The sequence below is a fragment of the Arthrobacter sp. R1-13 genome (genome assembly GCF_054161475.1).
The window spans coordinates 4,378,197-4,395,969 of record NZ_CP096420.1; the positions used below are offsets into that span (position 1 = coordinate 4,378,197).

The following is a 17,773-nucleotide window of genomic DNA, read 5'->3' on the forward strand; positions in this document are numbered from 1 at the left end:
CGGGATTAGGGTCGTCTAGGGGAAGTTCACGGCTGTCACTGAACTTTGACTGTAAAGAACCTCCCTTCCGGCGTGAACAGACCAGGGCGGCTATGTGCATAAGCGGGCATGACAACCCGTGCTGCTGCTGGTGCGAAGTCACATGCTCCCCCGGGCTTAGGCAGACTCGAAGTTCATGAAAGAATTGCCGCATGCCTCAAACTGCCGCCACAGCTGACACCCGTACGCCCTCCGGACGCATCGCGCTTGCCGCTTCCCCGGTCCAGATCGCGCTCGGCCCGCTGGACGGCCGCTACCAGTCCGCCGTCGCGCCGCTCGTTGACTACCTGTCAGAAGCAGCCCTGAACCGCGACCGCGTTGCTGTGGAGGTCGAGTGGCTGATTCACCTCACAGGCAACAACGTCCTCCCCGGAGCCGGTCCCCTCACGCAGGAGCAGCAGGAGCGGCTCCGAGCCATCGTCACTGAATTCGATGCCGCCGGCGTTCAGGAACTGGCGGAGATCGAGGCCGTAACTGTCCACGACGTCAAGGCTGTGGAGTACTACATCGGCCGCAGGCTGCAGGGAATCGGCATCGAAAACCTCACCGCTCTGGTGCACTTCGGCTGCACGTCCGAGGACATCAACAACCTCTCCTACGCGCTCGGTGTGAAGGGTGCCGTGGAGGACGTGTGGCTGCCGGCTGCAAGGTCCCTGGTGGCGCAGATCGAGAGGATGGCGGAAGACAACCGTGCCGTCCCCATGCTCTCACGCACGCACGGCCAGCCCGCCACACCCACCACGCTGGGCAAGGAGCTGGCCGTCGTTGCGCACCGCCTGAACCGCCAGCTGGAGCGGATCGCAAAGACCGAATATCTCGGAAAAATCAACGGTGCCACGGGAACCTACGCCGCCCACGTCGCATCGGTGCCCGGCGCTGACTGGCAGCAGGTCTCCAAGTCCTTCGTTGAAGGGCTCGGCCTCACCTGGAACCCGCTGACCACGCAGATCGAAAGCCACGACTGGCAGGCAGAGCTGTACGCCGACGTCGCCCGCTTCAACCGGATCCTGCACAACGTCTGCACGGACATCTGGAGCTACATTTCCATCGGCTATTTCGCGCAGGTTCCGGTAGCGGGAGCCACGGGTTCCTCCACCATGCCTCACAAGGTCAACCCCATCCGTTTCGAGAACGCCGAGGCAAACCTGGAGATCTCCTCCGGGCTGCTGGACGTACTGGGCTCCACGTTGGTGACCTCCCGCTGGCAGCGTGACCTGACGGACTCCTCTTCCCAGCGCAATATCGGCGTTGCATTCGGACATTCGCTCCTCGCCATCTCCAATGTGGCCAAGGGGCTGGAGCGCCTTGATGTGGCTGAGGACGTCCTCGCCAGGGACCTGGACACCAACTGGGAAGTCCTGGGTGAAGCCATCCAGATGGTGATGCGCGCAGAGGCAATCGCAGGCGTCGAAGGCATGGAGAACCCGTACGAACGACTCAAGGACCTCACGCGGGGCCAGCGCGTGGACGCAGCCCGCATGCGGGAGTTCGTCCAGAGCCTGGGCCTCTCTCCAGAAGCGGAATCCCGGCTGCTGGCACTGACCCCGGCCAAGTACACGGGGATCGCTGATCAGCTGGTCGATCATCTGAAATGAGGCTCCTGCTCATTCGCCACGGCCAGACGCCCGGGAACGTCCTCGGGCAGCTGGATACTGCGCACCCAGGCCCTGGCCTGACCGAGCTCGGTCAGCGGCAGGCGGCGGCGCTGGCCAGGGCCTTGGCGAATGAGCAGATCGACGCCCTTTATGCCTCCAGGCTGTTCCGGACCCAGGTTACCGCCACCCCGTTGGCCCGGGCCCGCGGCCTGGAGATCCAGGTGATGGACGGGTTGCACGAGATTGAGGCCGGCGCACTGGAGAAACTGACGGACCACGAATCGCACATGCGCTACATGCGTACGGCATTCGCCTGGACCTCCGGCGATCTGGACCGCCGAATGCCTGATGGCCCGAACGGCCACGATTTTTTCGGCCGTTACGACGCCGCCATCGCCACCATTGCGGCGGCGGCAGCGCCAGGTGGAGCAGACGGCTCCGGATCGGTTGCAGTGGTCAGCCACGGCGCTGCCATCCGCGTCTGGGCTGCCGCCCGCACCCACAACATCGACATCGACTTCGCCGCAAGGCACATCCTGGCGAACACTGGCATCGTTGCACTGGAGGGAGATCCCGACGGCGGCTGGAGCCTTCTCCACTGGGACGGCAGCCCGGTGGGCGGGCTGGCCTTGGCAGACCCGACGGCGGAAGACCCCACCGGCGACTCCTACTGATTTTTAGCCGGATTAAGCCAGCCCCGGAAAAGTTCTCCCGGCCCTTACCGCCGCGAAACACTGCGGTAACCGCTGGTTTCTAGTCTTGAGTTGCATACCCCTTCGGCGAATGCGATCTCGAATCGAGGCAGTTATGCAGACCAACCCGCGTCTCAACATCCGTCAGGTCACCTGGGCGAACCCCGTTGGTGCCGATCTTCGAGCAGCCCAGCAGGCGGAACTGGATGCCCGCTTCGGAACAGCCGATCACGAGCCCGGCCCGCCGCCGTCGGAAGCTGATACTGCCGTGTTCCTGGTGGCCTACGAGAAGAGCTCCGGACAGCCGGTAGGCTGCGGCGGATTGCGGATGCTGGATGACCGTACTGTCGAGATCAAACGTCTTTATGTCATTCCGTACATGCGCGGCTCCGGAGTCGCCAGCTCCATCCTGGCGGCGCTGGAAGGGCATGCCCACCAGCAGGGTTTCACCACGGTGACTGCCGAGGCGGGATCGGCGCAGCCCGATGGGCGGCATTTCTACGAGCACAGCGGATTTGCGGAAGTGCCGAGCTTCGGCCCCTACATCGGCCAGGAGCATTCGCACTGCTATGCAAAGACAATCGATTCGCACAGCGCAGCCCACACGGCCATGGCCTAGCAGCCTTAGCTCGACGGCGGTGGAGACTTGCGCCGTCGGCCGCTGGCTGACCGCAGTACCAGGTCGCGGACGGGCTGCAGGCGTCCCGCCAGCGCGAGGCGCATCATAGCGGCCGAGCCAAGGCGCAAGGCCTGGGTACGCAGGAGTCTCTGACGGCCATAGGCCCGGAGCGCGGCGTCAACCGGACGGGAGTTGAGGTGGTCGGCCAGGGTCACGGCGTCGATCACCGCCTCGCAGGCTCCCCGCCCCAGATTGGGTGTCATGGCATGGGCTGCATCTCCCACCAGCGCCACGCGGCCCCGCACGTACCCGGCCAGCGGCGGCGTGGTCCAGATCCGCTGCGCCAGCGTCGACTCGGTTTCGGCGGTAGCGAGAACTTCGCGAATGGCGGTTGCATGGCGGTCAAAGCGGAAGCGGGCCAGCTCAAGGACCCTTTCGACATCGATCCCGCCCGGTTCCAGTTCAGGCCGGAAGCCGGAGTGGAAGGAGGCGTACCAGTTGGTGCCTCCGGCGGCGGGACCAATGCCGAACAGATCCCCTCGCCCCCAGTACTCCCCCGAGTGATCCGCCCAGAGCCTCCCCGGCACAACACCGCGGACTGCCACATAGGGAGTCAGGCGGGCTCGCGTGGACTCGCCCCAGACGCTGCGGCGAACAACGCTGCCCACTCCATCTGCTCCAACCAATACTTCTGATCCCTTTGGGCTGTGGTTCTTTGGGCTGACGCCCTCAAAGCGTCCGGTTTCACGGCGGACGGAATCCGGTACAGCCGACTCGAGCAGCCGGATGAGTTCCGGCCGGGACACAGCGATGGTCCCGCCGGCGGGGACCACCAGCCATGGGTCACCCCCAGCGCTGCGGAGGGACCCGACAGCCAAGGCCGGGCTGGAAGCCCTGACAGCATCGAGAACCCCCACCGCAGCAAGTGCCTCCTGCGCCTTCGGCCACATCATCAGGGATGTGCCTACGGTGGGCAGCTGCGTCCGCTGCTCGTGAAGCGTTACCTGGAAGCGCCGGGGATCCAGGCGCGCTGCAAGGGCCAGGCCGGCTATTCCGCCACCAACGATTGTGATCTCCTGCACGGGCTGAGTGTACGCGCTCGACGGCGGCCCGGTGGCCCCGTCACCGGGTGGCCGTGTGGCTCGGACGGCCCTCCCCCGCATAACCGTTGCTGGCCAGAGCCGTCTGTGCGGGGCCGGGCCGCCCATGCGGGGAAATGAGATTGACGGTGATTCGTCATCCCGGGGCGCCGATCTTGGCTATAGGCTTGCGGGACATTGCTGATTCCATTTGGGGGAAATGAGTCATTATCATGCATAAATTTAAAGCTCTTGCTGCAGGCGTTGTCGCTGTTCTTGCTTTGGCCGGTTGTGGGGGTGCGCCAGGGACGGCGTCCCCATCTGGTTCCTCCACGCAGGCTTCGGGCGGATCAAGCGGCGAAACGTTGATTGTCTATACGAATTCGAACGGCGAAGGCCGGGGTGAGTGGCTCACCGAGAAGGCAGCAGCTGCAGGTTTCAAGATCGAAATCGTTGGCGCAGGCGGCGCGGATGCCACCAACAAGCTCATCGCAGAGAAGAACAACCCCATCGCCGATGTCGCCTTCGGGCTGAACAACATGTACTTCGAGCAGGTCAAGGCCGGCGGCGCAATCGAGCCCTACACACCATCCTGGGCAGACGAAGTTGATTCTGAGCTGGGCGATAAAAGCGAAGACAAAGCCTATTGGCCGCTGGTAAAGCAGGCAATTCTGCTCGGCTATAACTCCGATAAATTCAGCGCCGACAAAGCACCAAAGGATTGGACGGATTTGTGGACGAAGGACGAGTTCAAGGACCGCTATGAGCGGGTCACAGGCCTGGGGACTGCCACGTCCCAGTTGGTATTCGCCAGTATTCTCACCCGCTACAAAGACGATTCCGGTGACCTGGGAATTTCCGATGAAGGCTGGAGCCAGATCGAGCAATACTTCAAGCATGGCAGCCCCGCTGTACCAAAGACCGATCTCTTTGCCCGGATAGCAGGCGGTGAAGTGGACATGGGCCAGATGCCGTCGTCCATCATCCCCGAACGCGAGAAGACCTTCAAAGTGAATGTCGACGTCGTCAAGCCGTCCGTGGGCGTGCCCTTTGCGGTGGAGCAGGTGGCGCTTGTGAAGGGGACGGACAAGAAGGAGGAGGCGCTGAAGTTCATCGACTGGTTCGGCGGAGCGGAATTCCAAGGCGAGTGGGCCCAGCAGTTCAACTCCATGCCCGTCAATGAGAAAGCCGTCGCCGCGGCGAAGCCTGAAGTGGTGGAGTTCGTGAATTCGCTGAAGCAGCAGGACATCGACTGGACGTTCGTCCAAGAGAACATCGGAGCCTGGGTGGAGAAGATCGAGCTCGAGTACATGACGTAGAACGGACGGCGGGCGGAGCCCGACCCGGCGCTGCCCGTCCCCGGTTTCTACGTCCTCGAACACACTCCTTCCAGACAGGCTTGGCATGATCCGCTTGGACAATATCGAAGTTACCTTTGGAGATTTCGTCGCCATCCCCGGTTTGACGCTGGACGTGAAACAAGGGGAATTCTTTACCTTGCTGGGGCCCTCCGGTTGCGGAAAAACGACGGCGTTGCGTACCTTGGCGGGGTTCATCGAACCGTCTGCGGGAGATGTCTACGTCGACGGCAAGGCGGTGACCCGCCTGCCAAGCGACAAACGCCAGGTGGGCATGGTGTTCCAGAACTATGCGTTGTTTCCCAGCATGAGCGTGTGGGAGAACATCGCCTTTGGCCTTCGTGTACGCAAGGAAAAGCCGGCGGACAGCGACCGGATGGTGCGCGAAATCGCCCGGCGGGTTGACCTGTCAGATGCCCAGCTGAGTAAGAACGTCGCGGAACTGTCAGGCGGACAACAGCAGCGTGTGGCGGTGGCCCGGGCGCTGGTGCTCCAGCCCAAGATCCTGCTGCTGGACGAGCCCTTGTCCAACCTCGATGCCAAGCTCAGGCATCAGTTGCGGCAACAGCTCAAGGACCTGCAAAGCGAATTCGGCATCACCACCGTCTATGTCACCCACGATCAGGACGAAGCCCTGGCCATGAGTGACCGGGTTGCAGTGTTCAACAAGGGCAAGGTGGAACAAGTGGGCACGCCGCAGACCATTTACGACGAGTCCGCCACAGAATTCGTTTGCAACTTCATCGGCGACAGTTCTGCGCTGACGCCTGGATTCATCGGCGAACTCAACCGGCAGTCCAGCACCCGGTTGGATCCTGATGCCCGCTCGTACGTCCGGGTGGAGAAGGCTTCGCTGGCACCGGGCACACGCCGTGATTCGGGCTCGGGCGCCGATGCATACGCAGACTTGGGCACGGATTTTGGCGCAGCCGTTCCCGAAGGAGCGGTTGCGCTCGAAGGGACCGTGGTCTCCCGGACGTACCACGGGCTTCACAGCAGATACCGCGTGACATCCCACGGTTCGGAATTGAGCATCATTGTCCGGGAGGACGGGACCAGGCGGCCTGAGTCCGGGGCCAGGGTAACTGTCCATCTCAGGCCTGAACACATCCTCCAATATCACCCGGAAACGGGGAGCAGGATCGAAAATCCAGTCCTGGCAACGTCGGCAACCTCGCAGCCATGAGCGGAACATCCGCGAGGTCGATGCTGAGATCGCCCTTCGTGATTGTGGTGGGCGTGGTGCTCACCTGGTTCATCGCCGCATTCCTTGTCTGGCCAAATGCGAACGTGCTGATTGCAACATTCTTCCCCGACGGAAGCTTTTCCGGCCGGGCGGCTGAGAAGCTCCTGTCCTCCGAGCGCGCCATGAAATCCCTCGGCAACAGCTTCATGTTGGCGGTGGCGCTCTCCATCACAACGAACATTGTGGGGATCTTCATTGTGCTGGTGACGCACTACTTCAAGATCCGCGGGTCCCGGATCCTGTTCCTGGGCTACGCCACCACCTTCATCTACGGCGGCATTGTGCTCGCTGCCGGCTATAAGTTCATCTACGGCGAGAAGGGCATTGTCACGGTTCTCCTCGCCGGCATGTTCCCCGGGATGGACGCGGGCTGGTTCTCCGGCTTCTTTGCCGTCCTGGTAGTCATGACTTTTGCCACCACCACCAACCACATGCTCTTTGTTGCCAACGCGTTGAAAGGCGTGGATTTCCAGACCATTGAAGCCGCCAGGAACATGGGCGCTTCAACCTGGACCATCCTCCGCCGGATCGTCCTGCCAATGCTCAAGCCCACATTGTTTGCTGCTACCATCCTGTCCTTCCTGACCGGATTGGGCGCCCTGAGCGCACCTCAGGTCCTGGGTGGCCGGGAGTTCCAGACCATCACGCCGATGATCCTGACCTTCACCAACAGCCCCACGTCCCGGGACCTCGCCGCCTTGCTCGCCGTGATCCTTGGTGTGGCCACTATTCTGATGCTTGCCGTGATGACCCGCCTGGAAAAGGGCGGCACCTACTTCTCACTATCCAAGGTGTCCTCACGGCTTGAGAAGCAGGCCATCACCAACCCGTTGGCCAACGTCCTGGTACACGTGGCCGCTTATCTGCTCTTTGCCGTCTACACCCTGCCGGTTGTCCTGATCGTGCTTTATTCATTCGCCGACAGTGCAGCAATCCAAACCGGCCAACTGACCCTGTCCAGCCTCACGTTGGAGAACTATGTCAGGGTGCTCACCCAGCCTTCCGGCCTTCGTCCGTTCATAATCAGCATTGTCTACAGCGCCGTGGCCGCCGTCATCACGGTGGGAGGGCTTCTGTTCGTCGCGCGGCTGATCCAGAAGCACCAGAACTGGCTCACCTCGCTCTTCGAATACCTTCTGCACATCCCGTGGATCCTGCCGTCAGCCCTCCTCGCCCTGGGCCTGATCATCAGCTACGACCATCCGAATCCCCTGGTCGGCGGAGCCGTCCTGACCGGAACCACAGTCATCCTGCTGATCGCCTTCGTCACCGTCAAGATCCCTTTTACGCTCAGGATGCTCAAGGCAACTTTCACCACGGTGAACTCATCGCTGGAGGAGGCCGCCGCCATCATGGGAGCCAGGACGCTGTACATCTTCCGCCGTATCCTGTTGCCGATTGTCCTGCCCACGGCCGCGGCCATCGCTGCACTGAACTTCAACAGCATGCTGGACGACTATGACACCGCCATTTTCCTGGCCCACCCGCTCTTCCAGCCGCTTGGACTGATCATTAAGGCCAACACAGACGGGGCCGAAGGGGTGGACGGGGTCTCGAACACCTTCGTCTATACGGTGCTCCTCATGGTCATCACAGGGCTCACGATGTACCTCGTGTACGGGCGGGCACGCCGACGGGCCGGCCGTACGCCGCAGGAACTTCCGCCGTCGCCAGCAACGTCCGAGAGCCCCCTTCCAGCCACCGTTTCCAGCGCTGCTCCCTAGCCAGACCGCCCGTCCGCGCGGGAGGAAGGGAAAAACGCCGACGGCGGTGCCTCCCTACGCTGCTCCCGGCCAGCCGGTGTAAGCCTCAGCCAGGTACGCCTGGCCGTGGCGGGAGGAAACCACCGAGTTAAGCTCCCCCAGTTGGCGGGCGCGCGAAAAGTCGTCAGCGTCCGCCGGGGTATGGAGGATCGAAGTCATCCAGTACGAGAATTGCTGGGCTTTCCACACACGGTCCAGGACGCGGCTGCTGTACGAGTCCAACAGCTCTGTGGAGCCACGGGAGTAATAGCTGTCCAGCCCCTCGAACAACATCTTCACGTCGTGGATCGCCAGGTTGAGGCCCTTCGCCCCGGTAGGGGGAACGGTGTGGGCGGCATCCCCGGCCAGGAAGAGGTTGCCATGGCGTATGGGCGTGTGCACGAAACTGCGGAATTTCAGCACCATTTTGTCGATGACCGGGCCCTCCTTGAGCGTGAACCCGTTGCCATTCACCCGGTTGCGGAAGGTCTCCCAGATGCGGTCATCGTTCCACTCGGCCACATTTTCGTCTGGGTCGCACTGAAAGTACATGCGCTGAACGGTGGGAGTGCGCTGGCTGATCAGGGCGAACCCTACCCTGCCTCACGAGAGTCAGAGGGATCTGTTGAGGCTCCGGCGCAACAGCCAGGAACCCAGCAGCAACAGCGCAACCGCCATGGCCGCAAGCACTCCGAGTTGAGGCAGGATGTCCCCTAATCCGCCTTCATGCCGCTGGATCTCAGCAAACGCGTCATACGCATACCGGTGTGGAGTGATGTAGGAGACCGTCCTGAGGGTTTCAGGGAACAGTTCAGGAGGCACCATACAGCCGCCCAAACCGGCCAGAACCAAGCCCGCTCCGACCCCCACTCCGGAAGCAGCGCCGTCGTTGTCCATCACGGATCCGATCACCATGGCCGCCGCCGCTGAAACAGTGCAGAACAACGCCAAAACCAGCACTGACAGTGCAATGCTGCCCCACTGGACACCGAAGAGCAGTGCAGTGCCCAGCATGATGTAGCCGCCCTGCACCAGCGCAATAGCGAACCTGCCCAGAGCCTGCCCGGCTATGGCTTGCCCGCTTGAAACAGGTGCTGCCAACATCCGCGGGATCACGCCAAGTCTCCTTGCCTGGATCAGGGTGGTGGCGCCTGTCAGTGAACTCAAGAACACAAAAAGCAGCAGCTGCTGGGCTGCTCCAAGGTCGAACTGGCCCAGGCCCCGGAACTCCTGAGCGATTTCACTGGTATCCACCACCTCCACTTTCGGGGCCGAGAGCCTCTGCGAGGCGGCAGCCAGCGCATCACGCGCCTGCGCAGCCGGCAGGCCTGCGTGGGTCAGGGCTGCGAGCTGGCCGCGCTCCACGTTGACCGATTGAATGGCCGTACGCACCTGTTGCATTACTGCCTGCGCGCCGGACTGCGACCCCATCACCACCTCAACCTCAGCGGGCCGCCCGACTACGGACCCGCGGGCATCAAACTCTGCAGCGGCCGCCTCTGAGATGAACAGCCCGACGTCGGTGCTGCCGCGGCTCAGCTCCTGCCGCACGGCATCCGCGCCCGCGAAGGTGACGTCGACGTCGGCTGCTTCGAGTTTCGTCTTGATGGCTTCCGCCAGCGAGGTTCCGGAACCCGAAATGGCTACGCGAGACTGCCCTGCACCCGCTCCGAACTGTGAGCCGATCAGCAGGATCAGCATGAGCGGAAAGATGAACACAAAGAAGATGTTTGACCTGTCCCGCAGGAACCGTTTCAGCTCCACACCCGCGAGCGCCAGCACTGCCGTCATGCCCGCGCCCCCCGGTCCGGAATGATCCTGGCTATGACCAGACAGATCCCGGCGAACACCAGCATCACAGCGATGGGAGTACTAACCTCTGCCAAACCGCCCCCGCCGGCGGAAATCCCCAGACCGCGGATGAACGCGCCAACCGGGTTGATGTCCAAAAGCGTCTGGGCAAAGCCGGAGCCTTGGATGGGAAAGAATGCCCCGCCTGCTATACCCAGCACCATGGCCAGGATGGACTGCGCCACATTCGCCTGTTCGGCAGTCCTGACCATGCGGGCCACGATGAAGGTGAGGCTTGTTGCCGCGGCCACCACGCTGAGAATCAGCGCACCAACCACCAGAGGGGATCCGAAATCCACTCCGAACAGCAGCGATCCGGTCACCAGCAACACTCCGGTGGCCGCCACGCCGAGGATAAACCCGACGGCGGCCTTGGACGCCACGATGGTTCCGTGGCCGAGGGGCATGGACTTCAGACGCGCCAGGGTGCCTTGCTCGCGCTCCGCCAGCAGTCCCAGGACTCCGAAACCGACGGTAAACATCAGGAAGAGGCCGGCCTGGCCGGCAACCAGTGTTCCCTGGAAAGAAAGCTGCTCGTCCGAGGCCTGCCCTTCCTTAAGGGTCAGAGCAGGGGCTCCCGCCGCCGCCTGGTTCCCGATTGCGGGAATTGCTTCAGGGGGAAGTCCGGCAGAACCCGCCGCGGCCGCTGCTACGGAAGCGGCATGCAACTGGTCCACAACTCCAACCACCACGGAGATGAGGACGTCCGTTTCCAGCCCGGCGCCGTCGCCCTGAACCACCTGCACCGTGGGTGATGACCCCGATCCGAGCGAGCCACCGAAGTCATCAGGGATGATGATTGCCACGTCGGCTGCCCCTGACCGGGCGGCCGCACGGGCGTCGTCGGCCGACATCCTATTGAGAGTAACGTCCACTACCTCCTGGGACTCAACGGTGTCCAGAACGGTTTTAGCCAACTGGTCATCTTTGACGGCGCTTGCGGCAACCGTCACAGGCTCCAGCCCGGGGTCGTCGCTGCCGAAACCGCCAGTGACGAGGCTCAGCACACCCATCAAGGCGAGCGGAACAACGAGTGAAAAAACGAAGACTGACCTATCGCGGACGCGTTGCCTCAGGTCTTTGAGAATCATGATCCACAGCTGGCGCATATCAGTCCCGGAGCGCCTTTCCGGTGAGATGGAGAAACACGGATTCCAGGTCCGGACGGGTGATTTCCACCGACGTCACCGACATCCCGGCGTTACCTGCACCAGTGACGATTCCAGCCAGGACGCTCGGGCCATCCTGCACGGTCAGCGAGAGGGCTGAGCCGTCGCCGTCCACGTGCTGCACTCCCGGAACGAGCCGCAAGGCAGCGGCGGCGGCCGGGGAATTCCCGCTGCCATGAAGGTTGATGCGGTCCACCCCGCCGGTCAGCTTGATCAGCTCGTCACGCGTCCCCTCTGCCTGGATGCTGCCCTCGTCAATGATGGCTATCCGGTCGCAGAGCCGCTCGGCTTCCTCCATGTAGTGCGTCGTGTACAGGACAGCCATTCCCTCTGAAGACAACGCCTCCACCGCTTCCAGTATGGAATTGCGGGATTGGGGGTCGACGCCGACAGTCGGCTCATCGAGGATCAGCAGCGTGGGGCGGTGCAGTAGGCCGATGCCGATGTTGAGCCGGCGCTTCATCCCGCCAGAGTAGTTCTTGGTGAGGTCGCCGGCCCGATCGGCCAGGCCGATGAGTTCCAGCACCTCCTGCGTACGCCTGGAGAGGTCCCTGCCGTTCAAACCCTGGAGCCGGCCGAAGAAGTTCAGGTTCTCCTTCCCGGTCAGGTCGGGATAGATCGCCAGCTCCTGGGGGACCAGGCCGAGATGCCGCTTGGCAGAAGTTTTGGTTGGGCCCATCCCCTTTCCGGCGACCGTGACGGTACCGGCGTCGGCCGCAATCAGGCCGGCAATCATGGAGATGGTGGTTGTTTTACCTGCACCGTTCGGGCCCAGGAGGCCGAAGGTTTCGCCCGGAGCGATGGTGAAGGAGACACCGTCGACGGCGGCCAGGTCCCCATAGCGCTTGGCCAACCCTTGGACGGTGAGGACCTCGGTCGCTTGCGGTTCAGTTTGTCCTGCATCAGTTGTTCCTGCGACGCCCACTCCGGCGGCCCCCTTTAATCGACGTTCCCAGCATCCAGTATCTGGCAGGAAACCCCCAGTCTGAGCCCTTAGGCTGATGGTGGCAACGAATTTCCGGTAAGACCCACTTTGCGAGGACCCAGACCGTGACATCCCTGTACTCCACTCCCCTCACCCTGAACGACGGAACCCAGACAGACTTCGGCCGTTTCGAGGGAAACGTGGTGATGGTGGTCAACGTGGCCTCCAACTGCGGATTTACGCCCCAATACACGGGGTTGGAGACGCTCTACGAAAAGTTCAAGGACCGTGGCTTTGAGGTCCTCGGGGTCCCCTGCAACCAGTTCGCCGGCCAGGAGCCTGGCAACGACAGCGAAATCGCCGAGTTCTGCCAGCGGAATTTCGGCGTGACCTTCCCATTGACCGTGAAGTCGAATGTCCGGGGCAAGGACCAGCATCCGCTCTACGCGGAGCTGACCAAGTTCAAGAGCGGTGTGCTCCCCGGCCTGGTGAAGTGGAACTTCGAGAAGTTCCTGGTAAACCGCGACGGCGACGTAGTGGCCCGCTTTGCTCCAACCGTTGAGCCCGACTCAGCTGAGGTCATCGACGCCATCGAGACTGCCCTCGCAGAGGATGACTGCAGGCACCAGCCCCGATGAGCCTAAAAGCACCCGGCAATGCGTTCACAGACTCCGCTGAAGGATTTCGGATGAGCCCCGAAGCCGAGCAAACCTTCCTCGCAGTGGTATCTTCTATCGGTTGATTCCGAGGTATTTACGCACAACTGGAGGTCCCGTGTTCAAAGGGTTCAAAGACTTTATTCTTCGCGGCAATGTCATCGAACTGTCGATCGCCGTCGTCGTCGGTACAGCGTTCACAGCGCTGGTTGCGGCCTTCACCACCAACATTGTTAACCCGATCATTGCAGCGGCCGGCGGGGTGGAGACAGAAGGGCTGGGCTTCACTATCTGGCCCGGAAACGACAAGACGTTCGTCAACATTGGCGGGGTCCTCACAGCGTTAGTGACTTTCCTGATTACGGCGGCCGTGGTCTATTTCATCTTTGTGGCGCCCATGAACAGGATCAACTCCCTCGTCAAGCAACGCCTCGCCACTGAGGAACCCGAAGAGGAACCGATCCCGGCAGACACCGCTCTTCTGGCCGAGATCCGCGATCTGCTGACGAAAATGGCGGAAGCTGACCGCAGCAGCGAGAACTCCCGCTAACCGGTGTCCATAGACGCCGGCGGCGGAAGCAAGGGCTGCGAAACCTTCCGCTGATCCTTACGCGGGGGCAATACAGCCGAAACAGCCAGCGGACAGTATGGGCTTATGAAGCCAAAGGTGAACATCCCGCTCCCGGCTGACCTGAGCTGCGAGGTCTGCGGCCAGATGCCTGAACCTACTAGAGCCCGGCTGACCCTGGCCAACATCGCAGTGATGCTCCCCATCGAGCTCCTGGTGCACGCTGCCGTTGTGGAAACCCATCTGCCATACGTTGCCAAGGTCCTGGTCCTGACCTTCACAGCTACTTTCCTGGTGATCTGGGTAGCTGAGCCTTCGGCCGCCCGGCTCCTGAAGAAGTGGCTTCACGCCCCCGCCCTCCGCCACCGCAGCCGGCTGGTGGAGGCACCGGCTCTGTGGCGGGCACGAACCGTACTTCGTGACCAGCCGGGCTCGCTCCAGAAGGTCACCCGTGCCCTGGCCAGACTGGACACGAACATCCTCAGCATTCACGTCCATCCCGTCGCTGGCGGAGTGCTCGATGAATTTGTGCTGGCAGCGCCGGGAAACCTGGGAGAAACCGAGATTTTGGCGGCTTTGAGGGAGGCCGGCGGGCGACACCCGCATATTTGGCGCACCACCGCACTGGCTATGGCTGATGGCCAGACCAAAGCCCTCAGCCTCGCCTCGCGAATCGCTGCAAACCCGGCCGAGCTTCCTTTGGCAGTTGCCGAACTGCTACGGGCACATGTGGTCAGTACGGACGGCCCTCCCGGAGGAAACACACCACCTGCAGAACCTGGAACCGGGCGTGCAGCATCCGGATCACGGGTTGTCGGCACTGCTTTGAAGATCCCGACGGCGTGGCATGGGCCGCTTATCTTCTCCAGGCCTGGCGAACCCTTCACCCCCGCGGAATCCGCCCGCGCCCACCGGCTGGCTGAACTGGCGGAAATCCTGGCCCATGGCCCTGACAGATCGCCCGTCAAGTAGAGCTAAAAACGTTACTCCAAACACTTCCGTAATTTGATAAGCATACTTATGATGTATCTCAAGGATGCGACGTAGATCGGCCGAACCGGAGCGTGGCACCCTGCAACGCAACATCTGTTAAACAGTTGCCGTATAAGGCAGGAGAACATCATGGTAAATACCAACCAGACAGGTCGCCGGACAACCATCCAGACGGCAGCAATGGTGGTAGGAGCAGTGTTCTTGCTGGTGGGCATCTTGGGATTCATCCCCGGTGTTACCAGCAACTACGCGGCCCTCGGAGCAGCGGGACCCGGCTCAGAGGCTCTGCTTCTGGGCATCTTCCAGGTTTCCATTCTCCATAACATCGTCCATCTGCTGTTCGGTGTGGCAGGAATCGTTATGGCACGGAGCGCCACCCAAGCCCGGAACTACCTGATCGGCGGCGGCGCTCTTTACCTGGTCCTCTGGCTCTACGGCCTGGTAGTGCCGCATGATTCAAACGCCAACTTCGTTCCGTTTAATGACGCCGACGACTGGCTGCACCTCATCTTGGGTCTGGCCATGGTCGCCTTGGGCGTTGTCCTGGCGCGCAGCGTGACAGCAACCCGCACCTCAGCCCGCGGCTAAGAACACGTGCACCATTGAATGTACATTGCCAGCCTTGGTGGCCGGGGAACCGGCCACCAAGGCTTTTTACTGCCCCAGACGGGAAGGGACGCTTCAGGCCGTGTCCCGTCCTTGCACAGCTTCCCAGGTGACCCATTTCTGAGGATCGGCTGTGGGCCGACCCAACACGTACCCTTGACCGGCGTACATCCCCAGCCCTGTCACCGCGGCCAACTCAGCTTCGCTCTCGATGCCCTCAGCGATGAGGTGCGCCCGGATCCGTTGTGCGAATTCCACCATTGCCGCGCCGAGGGCGCGCTGGCCGGGGTCCTGATCGATTCCGGCGATGAGGCTCCTGTCGAGTTTGATGATGTCCGGGTGCAGGTGGAGGATATGGCGCATGGAGGCGAAACCCGCGCCGGCGTCGTCGACCGCTATCCGCAAACCGCGCGAGCGGAGCGGTGCCAGCGCCGCGACAAGCGGGGCATAAGCTGCTACGGCCAGGTTTTCGGTCAGTTCCAGCACCAACCGGTCCGCACTGATACCTGATCTGGCGAGAAACCCCGGCAGCCGCGGATCCAGGCAGGTCTCCGGTGAAAGATTAAGTGCCACATACAGGTGGGATGGCAGCCCGGTCGCGGCGGCAAGCGCTGATTCCAGGGCTGCGAACTCCAGATCGGCGGCCAGACCCACCGTCGCAGCCTCGGAAAACCAGCGCTCCGGGCTGCCGCCCTCATCGTCCACGAAGCGCGCCAACGCCTCGACTCCGACGACCCTACCCGTGGCGAGTTCGTGAATGGGTTGGAAGGCCGTGAGGAACGTCCGTTCCCTTAGCACCTGCTCGATCCGTCCCCTGGTGCGCTCCAGAGCCAGCACCCGCTCGGTTTGCGGGCGCAGAGGCCTGCATGCGCCTTCGAATCCTGTGTTGGCGCCGTGGATTGTCGGGCGGGTGTGTCCTGATACCTCCATCCATAACGGGGTCCCGTCCCGGTGCCGGCACCTTACAACGACTCCGGACCAGCTGGAACCATCAGGTGCCAGGGCAGCGGCGACGGATTGGCGGGCCTTGGCCAGATCGTCCAGGTCGATCACAATGCTCGCCGGTTGCCCTTCCAGCTCAAAAGGAGCGTAGCCCAGGAGATCCAGCGAGGCGCTGCTGGAGAAAGTGAACGTTCCGGCCTCATCCATAGCCCACCACCATTCCCGGCGGGGGTGCAGCACGGAGTCCATAAGATCCGAAAGACCCTCGGCCCTGGATCTCTCACCATGCCGGGCCCTCCTGTCGCGCCACGCGGCATGGAGTGCCAAAAGGATCAGCAATCCCGCCACGGAACCCAGAAGCCCCCGCAGCGCAGGAGAATCCAGCGAAACCAAATGTCCAGAGCCCAGCAAGGTCAGAATCGCGACAGTGAACGCGACCTGAACGCATAAAACGCTCACCAGCAAGTGGCTGCCGACAAAGGACAGAAACCTGTTACTGCGCGACGCCAGCATGTTTACCCCCTTGCACAGGATAAACCCACGACGACAAATAATAGGGAAGGAAAATGCCCTGCCCCGAACATCCGCTCTGCCCGCCATCATCTCGGATGCCGAAGCTATCTAGCAGGACAGCCGTCCGCATGCTGGGCAAAAACGTCCTCACAAGTCCTCATTGCGGCGACCGAAGCTCATCCCGCGACTCCGAAGTCCTGGACATCACCAGCCCTAGTACCTGGACACCTTCGCAAGCACCGCTGTCCCTCAGTCGTTCATCATCCTGATCTTGAGCGCCGCAGGCTCGAGGGCCACTGCGAGGTGCTTACCCGTGCCGACGTGGTCCCCGTCGAGCTGGAATTCCTGTTCGTGCTCCAAGGTGATTTCGGCAGACTTGCCCTGGAAGTATTCCACCGAGGTGTTCGTGCGCTTGTTCCGGCCGAAGATGCCCGTCACCACACCCAGCCAACCCAGGCGGCCGCGTGGCGCGAGGATCAGGAGGTCCAGGGCGCCGTCGTCCACCTTGGCCTCGGGGAATATCTCCACACCGCCCATAATCCTTCCGCAATTGCCGATCATCACACTGCGGATGCGGCGCCGCACGGGATGCTTTCCGTCCATGCTGATCCTGGCGCGCACAGGCTTTCCGGGAAGCTTCCGGATGCCGGCTTCTACATAGGCGAGCCAGCCCATCCTGTCCTTCAAAACATCGATGGTGTCCGCCATAATCGCTGCGTCATAGCCCAGGCCGCCCATCACCAGGAAAACCTGCCGGTCGGCGGAGCCGTCCAGGTTGGTTCGGATCACGTCCACCGTTCGCTCGGTGCCGTTCAGCACATCGTAGGCGGCGGCTACCGGATCCGTGATGTTGATGCCCAGGTTCCGTGCCAGCAGGTTCCCGGTGCCCAGCGGCACCAGTCCCAGCGGAATCCCGCTGCCTGCAAGGATCTCGGCCACACAGCGGACGGTACCATCACCACCTGCGGCAATAACGACGTCGACTCCTGCTTCCAGCGCTTCCCGCGTCTGGCCTTCCCCGGGGTCCTCGACGGTGGTTTCCAGCCATAGCGGCTCGGCCCATCCCTGGGTCTCGCACAGCCTGAAAATGGAACCGCGTAACTCCGGGCCGACAGATTTTGCAGGGTTGATGACGACGGCTGCCCGCAGAGTGGGGATGGCGTTAGTGGCTGTCATAGCG

General features: G+C 62.4%; 16 protein-coding genes and 1 pseudogene. 10 read left to right on the plus strand and 7 right to left on the minus strand.

Translation table 11 applies throughout. The features are described from left to right. Positions 1-191 precede the first annotated feature (191 nt). From purB to M1D88_RS20230, 3 genes are all read left to right on the plus strand, one after another. Positions 192-1,634: an adenylosuccinate lyase gene (purB, locus tag M1D88_RS20220; protein WP_458112489.1), complete on the plus strand. Its 1,443-nt coding sequence runs from the start codon at positions 192-194 to the stop codon at positions 1,632-1,634. Beyond that, positions 1,631-2,308 carry a histidine phosphatase family protein gene (locus M1D88_RS20225; protein ID WP_458112490.1) on the plus strand — a complete coding sequence of 226 codons (678 nt, stop codon included), beginning with the start codon at positions 1,631-1,633 and terminating at the stop codon, positions 2,306-2,308. Before purB ends, M1D88_RS20225 begins: the two co-directional genes overlap by 4 nt. Positions 2,309-2,441: 133 nt before the next feature. Further along, positions 2,442-2,945 (plus strand): GNAT family N-acetyltransferase, encoded by a 504-nt coding sequence (locus tag M1D88_RS20230; RefSeq protein WP_458114590.1) that lies wholly within the window; start codon positions 2,442-2,444, stop codon positions 2,943-2,945. Between the two features lie 5 nt (positions 2,946-2,950). Here M1D88_RS20230 and M1D88_RS20235 read toward each other — a convergent pair whose 3' ends face one another. Continuing rightward, positions 2,951-4,027, minus strand: a complete 1,077-nt coding sequence (locus M1D88_RS20235; RefSeq protein ID WP_458112491.1) for an FAD-dependent monooxygenase — start codon at positions 4,025-4,027, stop codon at positions 2,951-2,953. 230 nt (positions 4,028-4,257) lie between these two features. Between M1D88_RS20235 and M1D88_RS20240 the strand changes: the two genes are divergently transcribed. From M1D88_RS20240 to M1D88_RS20250, 3 genes are all read left to right on the plus strand, one after another. Then, entirely contained in the window at positions 4,258-5,343 is a 1,086-nt protein-coding gene (locus M1D88_RS20240) for an extracellular solute-binding protein (protein ID WP_458112492.1), read from the plus strand. An 85-nt stretch (positions 5,344-5,428) separates the two neighbouring features. Then, the gene (locus M1D88_RS20245; protein WP_458112493.1) at positions 5,429-6,568 is read left to right on the plus strand and encodes an ABC transporter ATP-binding protein; all 1,140 of its coding nucleotides are present in this window, start codon (positions 5,429-5,431) and stop codon (positions 6,566-6,568) included. Then, on the plus strand, positions 6,565-8,352 hold the full coding sequence (locus M1D88_RS20250; RefSeq protein WP_458112494.1) for an ABC transporter permease: 1,788 nt from the start codon (positions 6,565-6,567) through the stop codon (positions 8,350-8,352). Before M1D88_RS20245 ends, M1D88_RS20250 begins: the two co-directional genes overlap by 4 nt. Before the next feature lie 54 nt (positions 8,353-8,406). Here the strand turns inward: M1D88_RS20250 and M1D88_RS20255 are convergent. The 4 genes and pseudogenes from M1D88_RS20255 to M1D88_RS20270 form a co-directional block, all read right to left on the minus strand. Further along, a pseudogene (locus M1D88_RS20255) lies at positions 8,407-8,964 on the minus strand (FAD-dependent monooxygenase); the annotation flags it as partial. 18 nt (positions 8,965-8,982) lie between these two features. Then, complete coding sequence (locus tag M1D88_RS20260; RefSeq protein WP_458112495.1) at positions 8,983-10,161, minus strand: ABC transporter permease; 1,179 nt, start codon at positions 10,159-10,161, stop codon at positions 8,983-8,985. Next, positions 10,158-11,312, minus strand: a complete 1,155-nt coding sequence (locus M1D88_RS20265; protein WP_458112496.1) for an ABC transporter permease — start codon at positions 11,310-11,312, stop codon at positions 10,158-10,160. The genes M1D88_RS20260 and M1D88_RS20265 overlap by 4 nt, the downstream gene beginning before the upstream one ends. A gap of 19 nt (positions 11,313-11,331) precedes the next feature. Beyond that, entirely contained in the window at positions 11,332-12,315 is a 984-nt protein-coding gene (locus M1D88_RS20270) for an ABC transporter ATP-binding protein (RefSeq protein WP_458112497.1), read from the minus strand. Between the two features lie 125 nt (positions 12,316-12,440). Between M1D88_RS20270 and M1D88_RS20275 the strand changes: the two genes are divergently transcribed. The 4 genes from M1D88_RS20275 (at position 12,441) to M1D88_RS20290 (ending at position 15,120) form a co-directional block, all read left to right on the plus strand. Next, complete coding sequence (locus M1D88_RS20275) at positions 12,441-12,953, plus strand: glutathione peroxidase (protein WP_458112498.1); 513 nt, start codon at positions 12,441-12,443, stop codon at positions 12,951-12,953. Positions 12,954-13,089: 136 nt separating this feature from the next. Further along, positions 13,090-13,521: a large conductance mechanosensitive channel protein MscL gene (gene mscL, locus M1D88_RS20280; RefSeq protein WP_458112499.1), complete on the plus strand. Its 432-nt coding sequence runs from the start codon at positions 13,090-13,092 to the stop codon at positions 13,519-13,521. A gap of 105 nt (positions 13,522-13,626) precedes the next feature. Beyond that, positions 13,627-14,511, plus strand: a complete 885-nt coding sequence (locus M1D88_RS20285) for an ACT domain-containing protein (protein WP_458112500.1) — start codon at positions 13,627-13,629, stop codon at positions 14,509-14,511. A gap of 150 nt (positions 14,512-14,661) precedes the next feature. Beyond that, positions 14,662-15,120, plus strand: a complete 459-nt coding sequence (locus M1D88_RS20290) for a DUF4383 domain-containing protein (RefSeq protein ID WP_458112501.1) — start codon at positions 14,662-14,664, stop codon at positions 15,118-15,120. A gap of 93 nt (positions 15,121-15,213) precedes the next feature. On the opposite strand, the gene M1D88_RS20295 is transcribed toward M1D88_RS20290, so the two are convergent. Both M1D88_RS20295 and M1D88_RS20300 read right to left on the minus strand, forming a co-directional pair. After that, entirely contained in the window at positions 15,214-16,593 is a 1,380-nt protein-coding gene (locus M1D88_RS20295) for an EAL domain-containing protein (RefSeq protein WP_458112502.1), read from the minus strand. 249 nt (positions 16,594-16,842) lie between these two features. Next, on the minus strand, positions 16,843-17,769 hold the full coding sequence (locus M1D88_RS20300; RefSeq protein ID WP_458112503.1) for a diacylglycerol/lipid kinase family protein: 927 nt from the start codon (positions 17,767-17,769) through the stop codon (positions 16,843-16,845). Between the last annotated feature and the right edge of the window lie 4 nt (positions 17,770-17,773).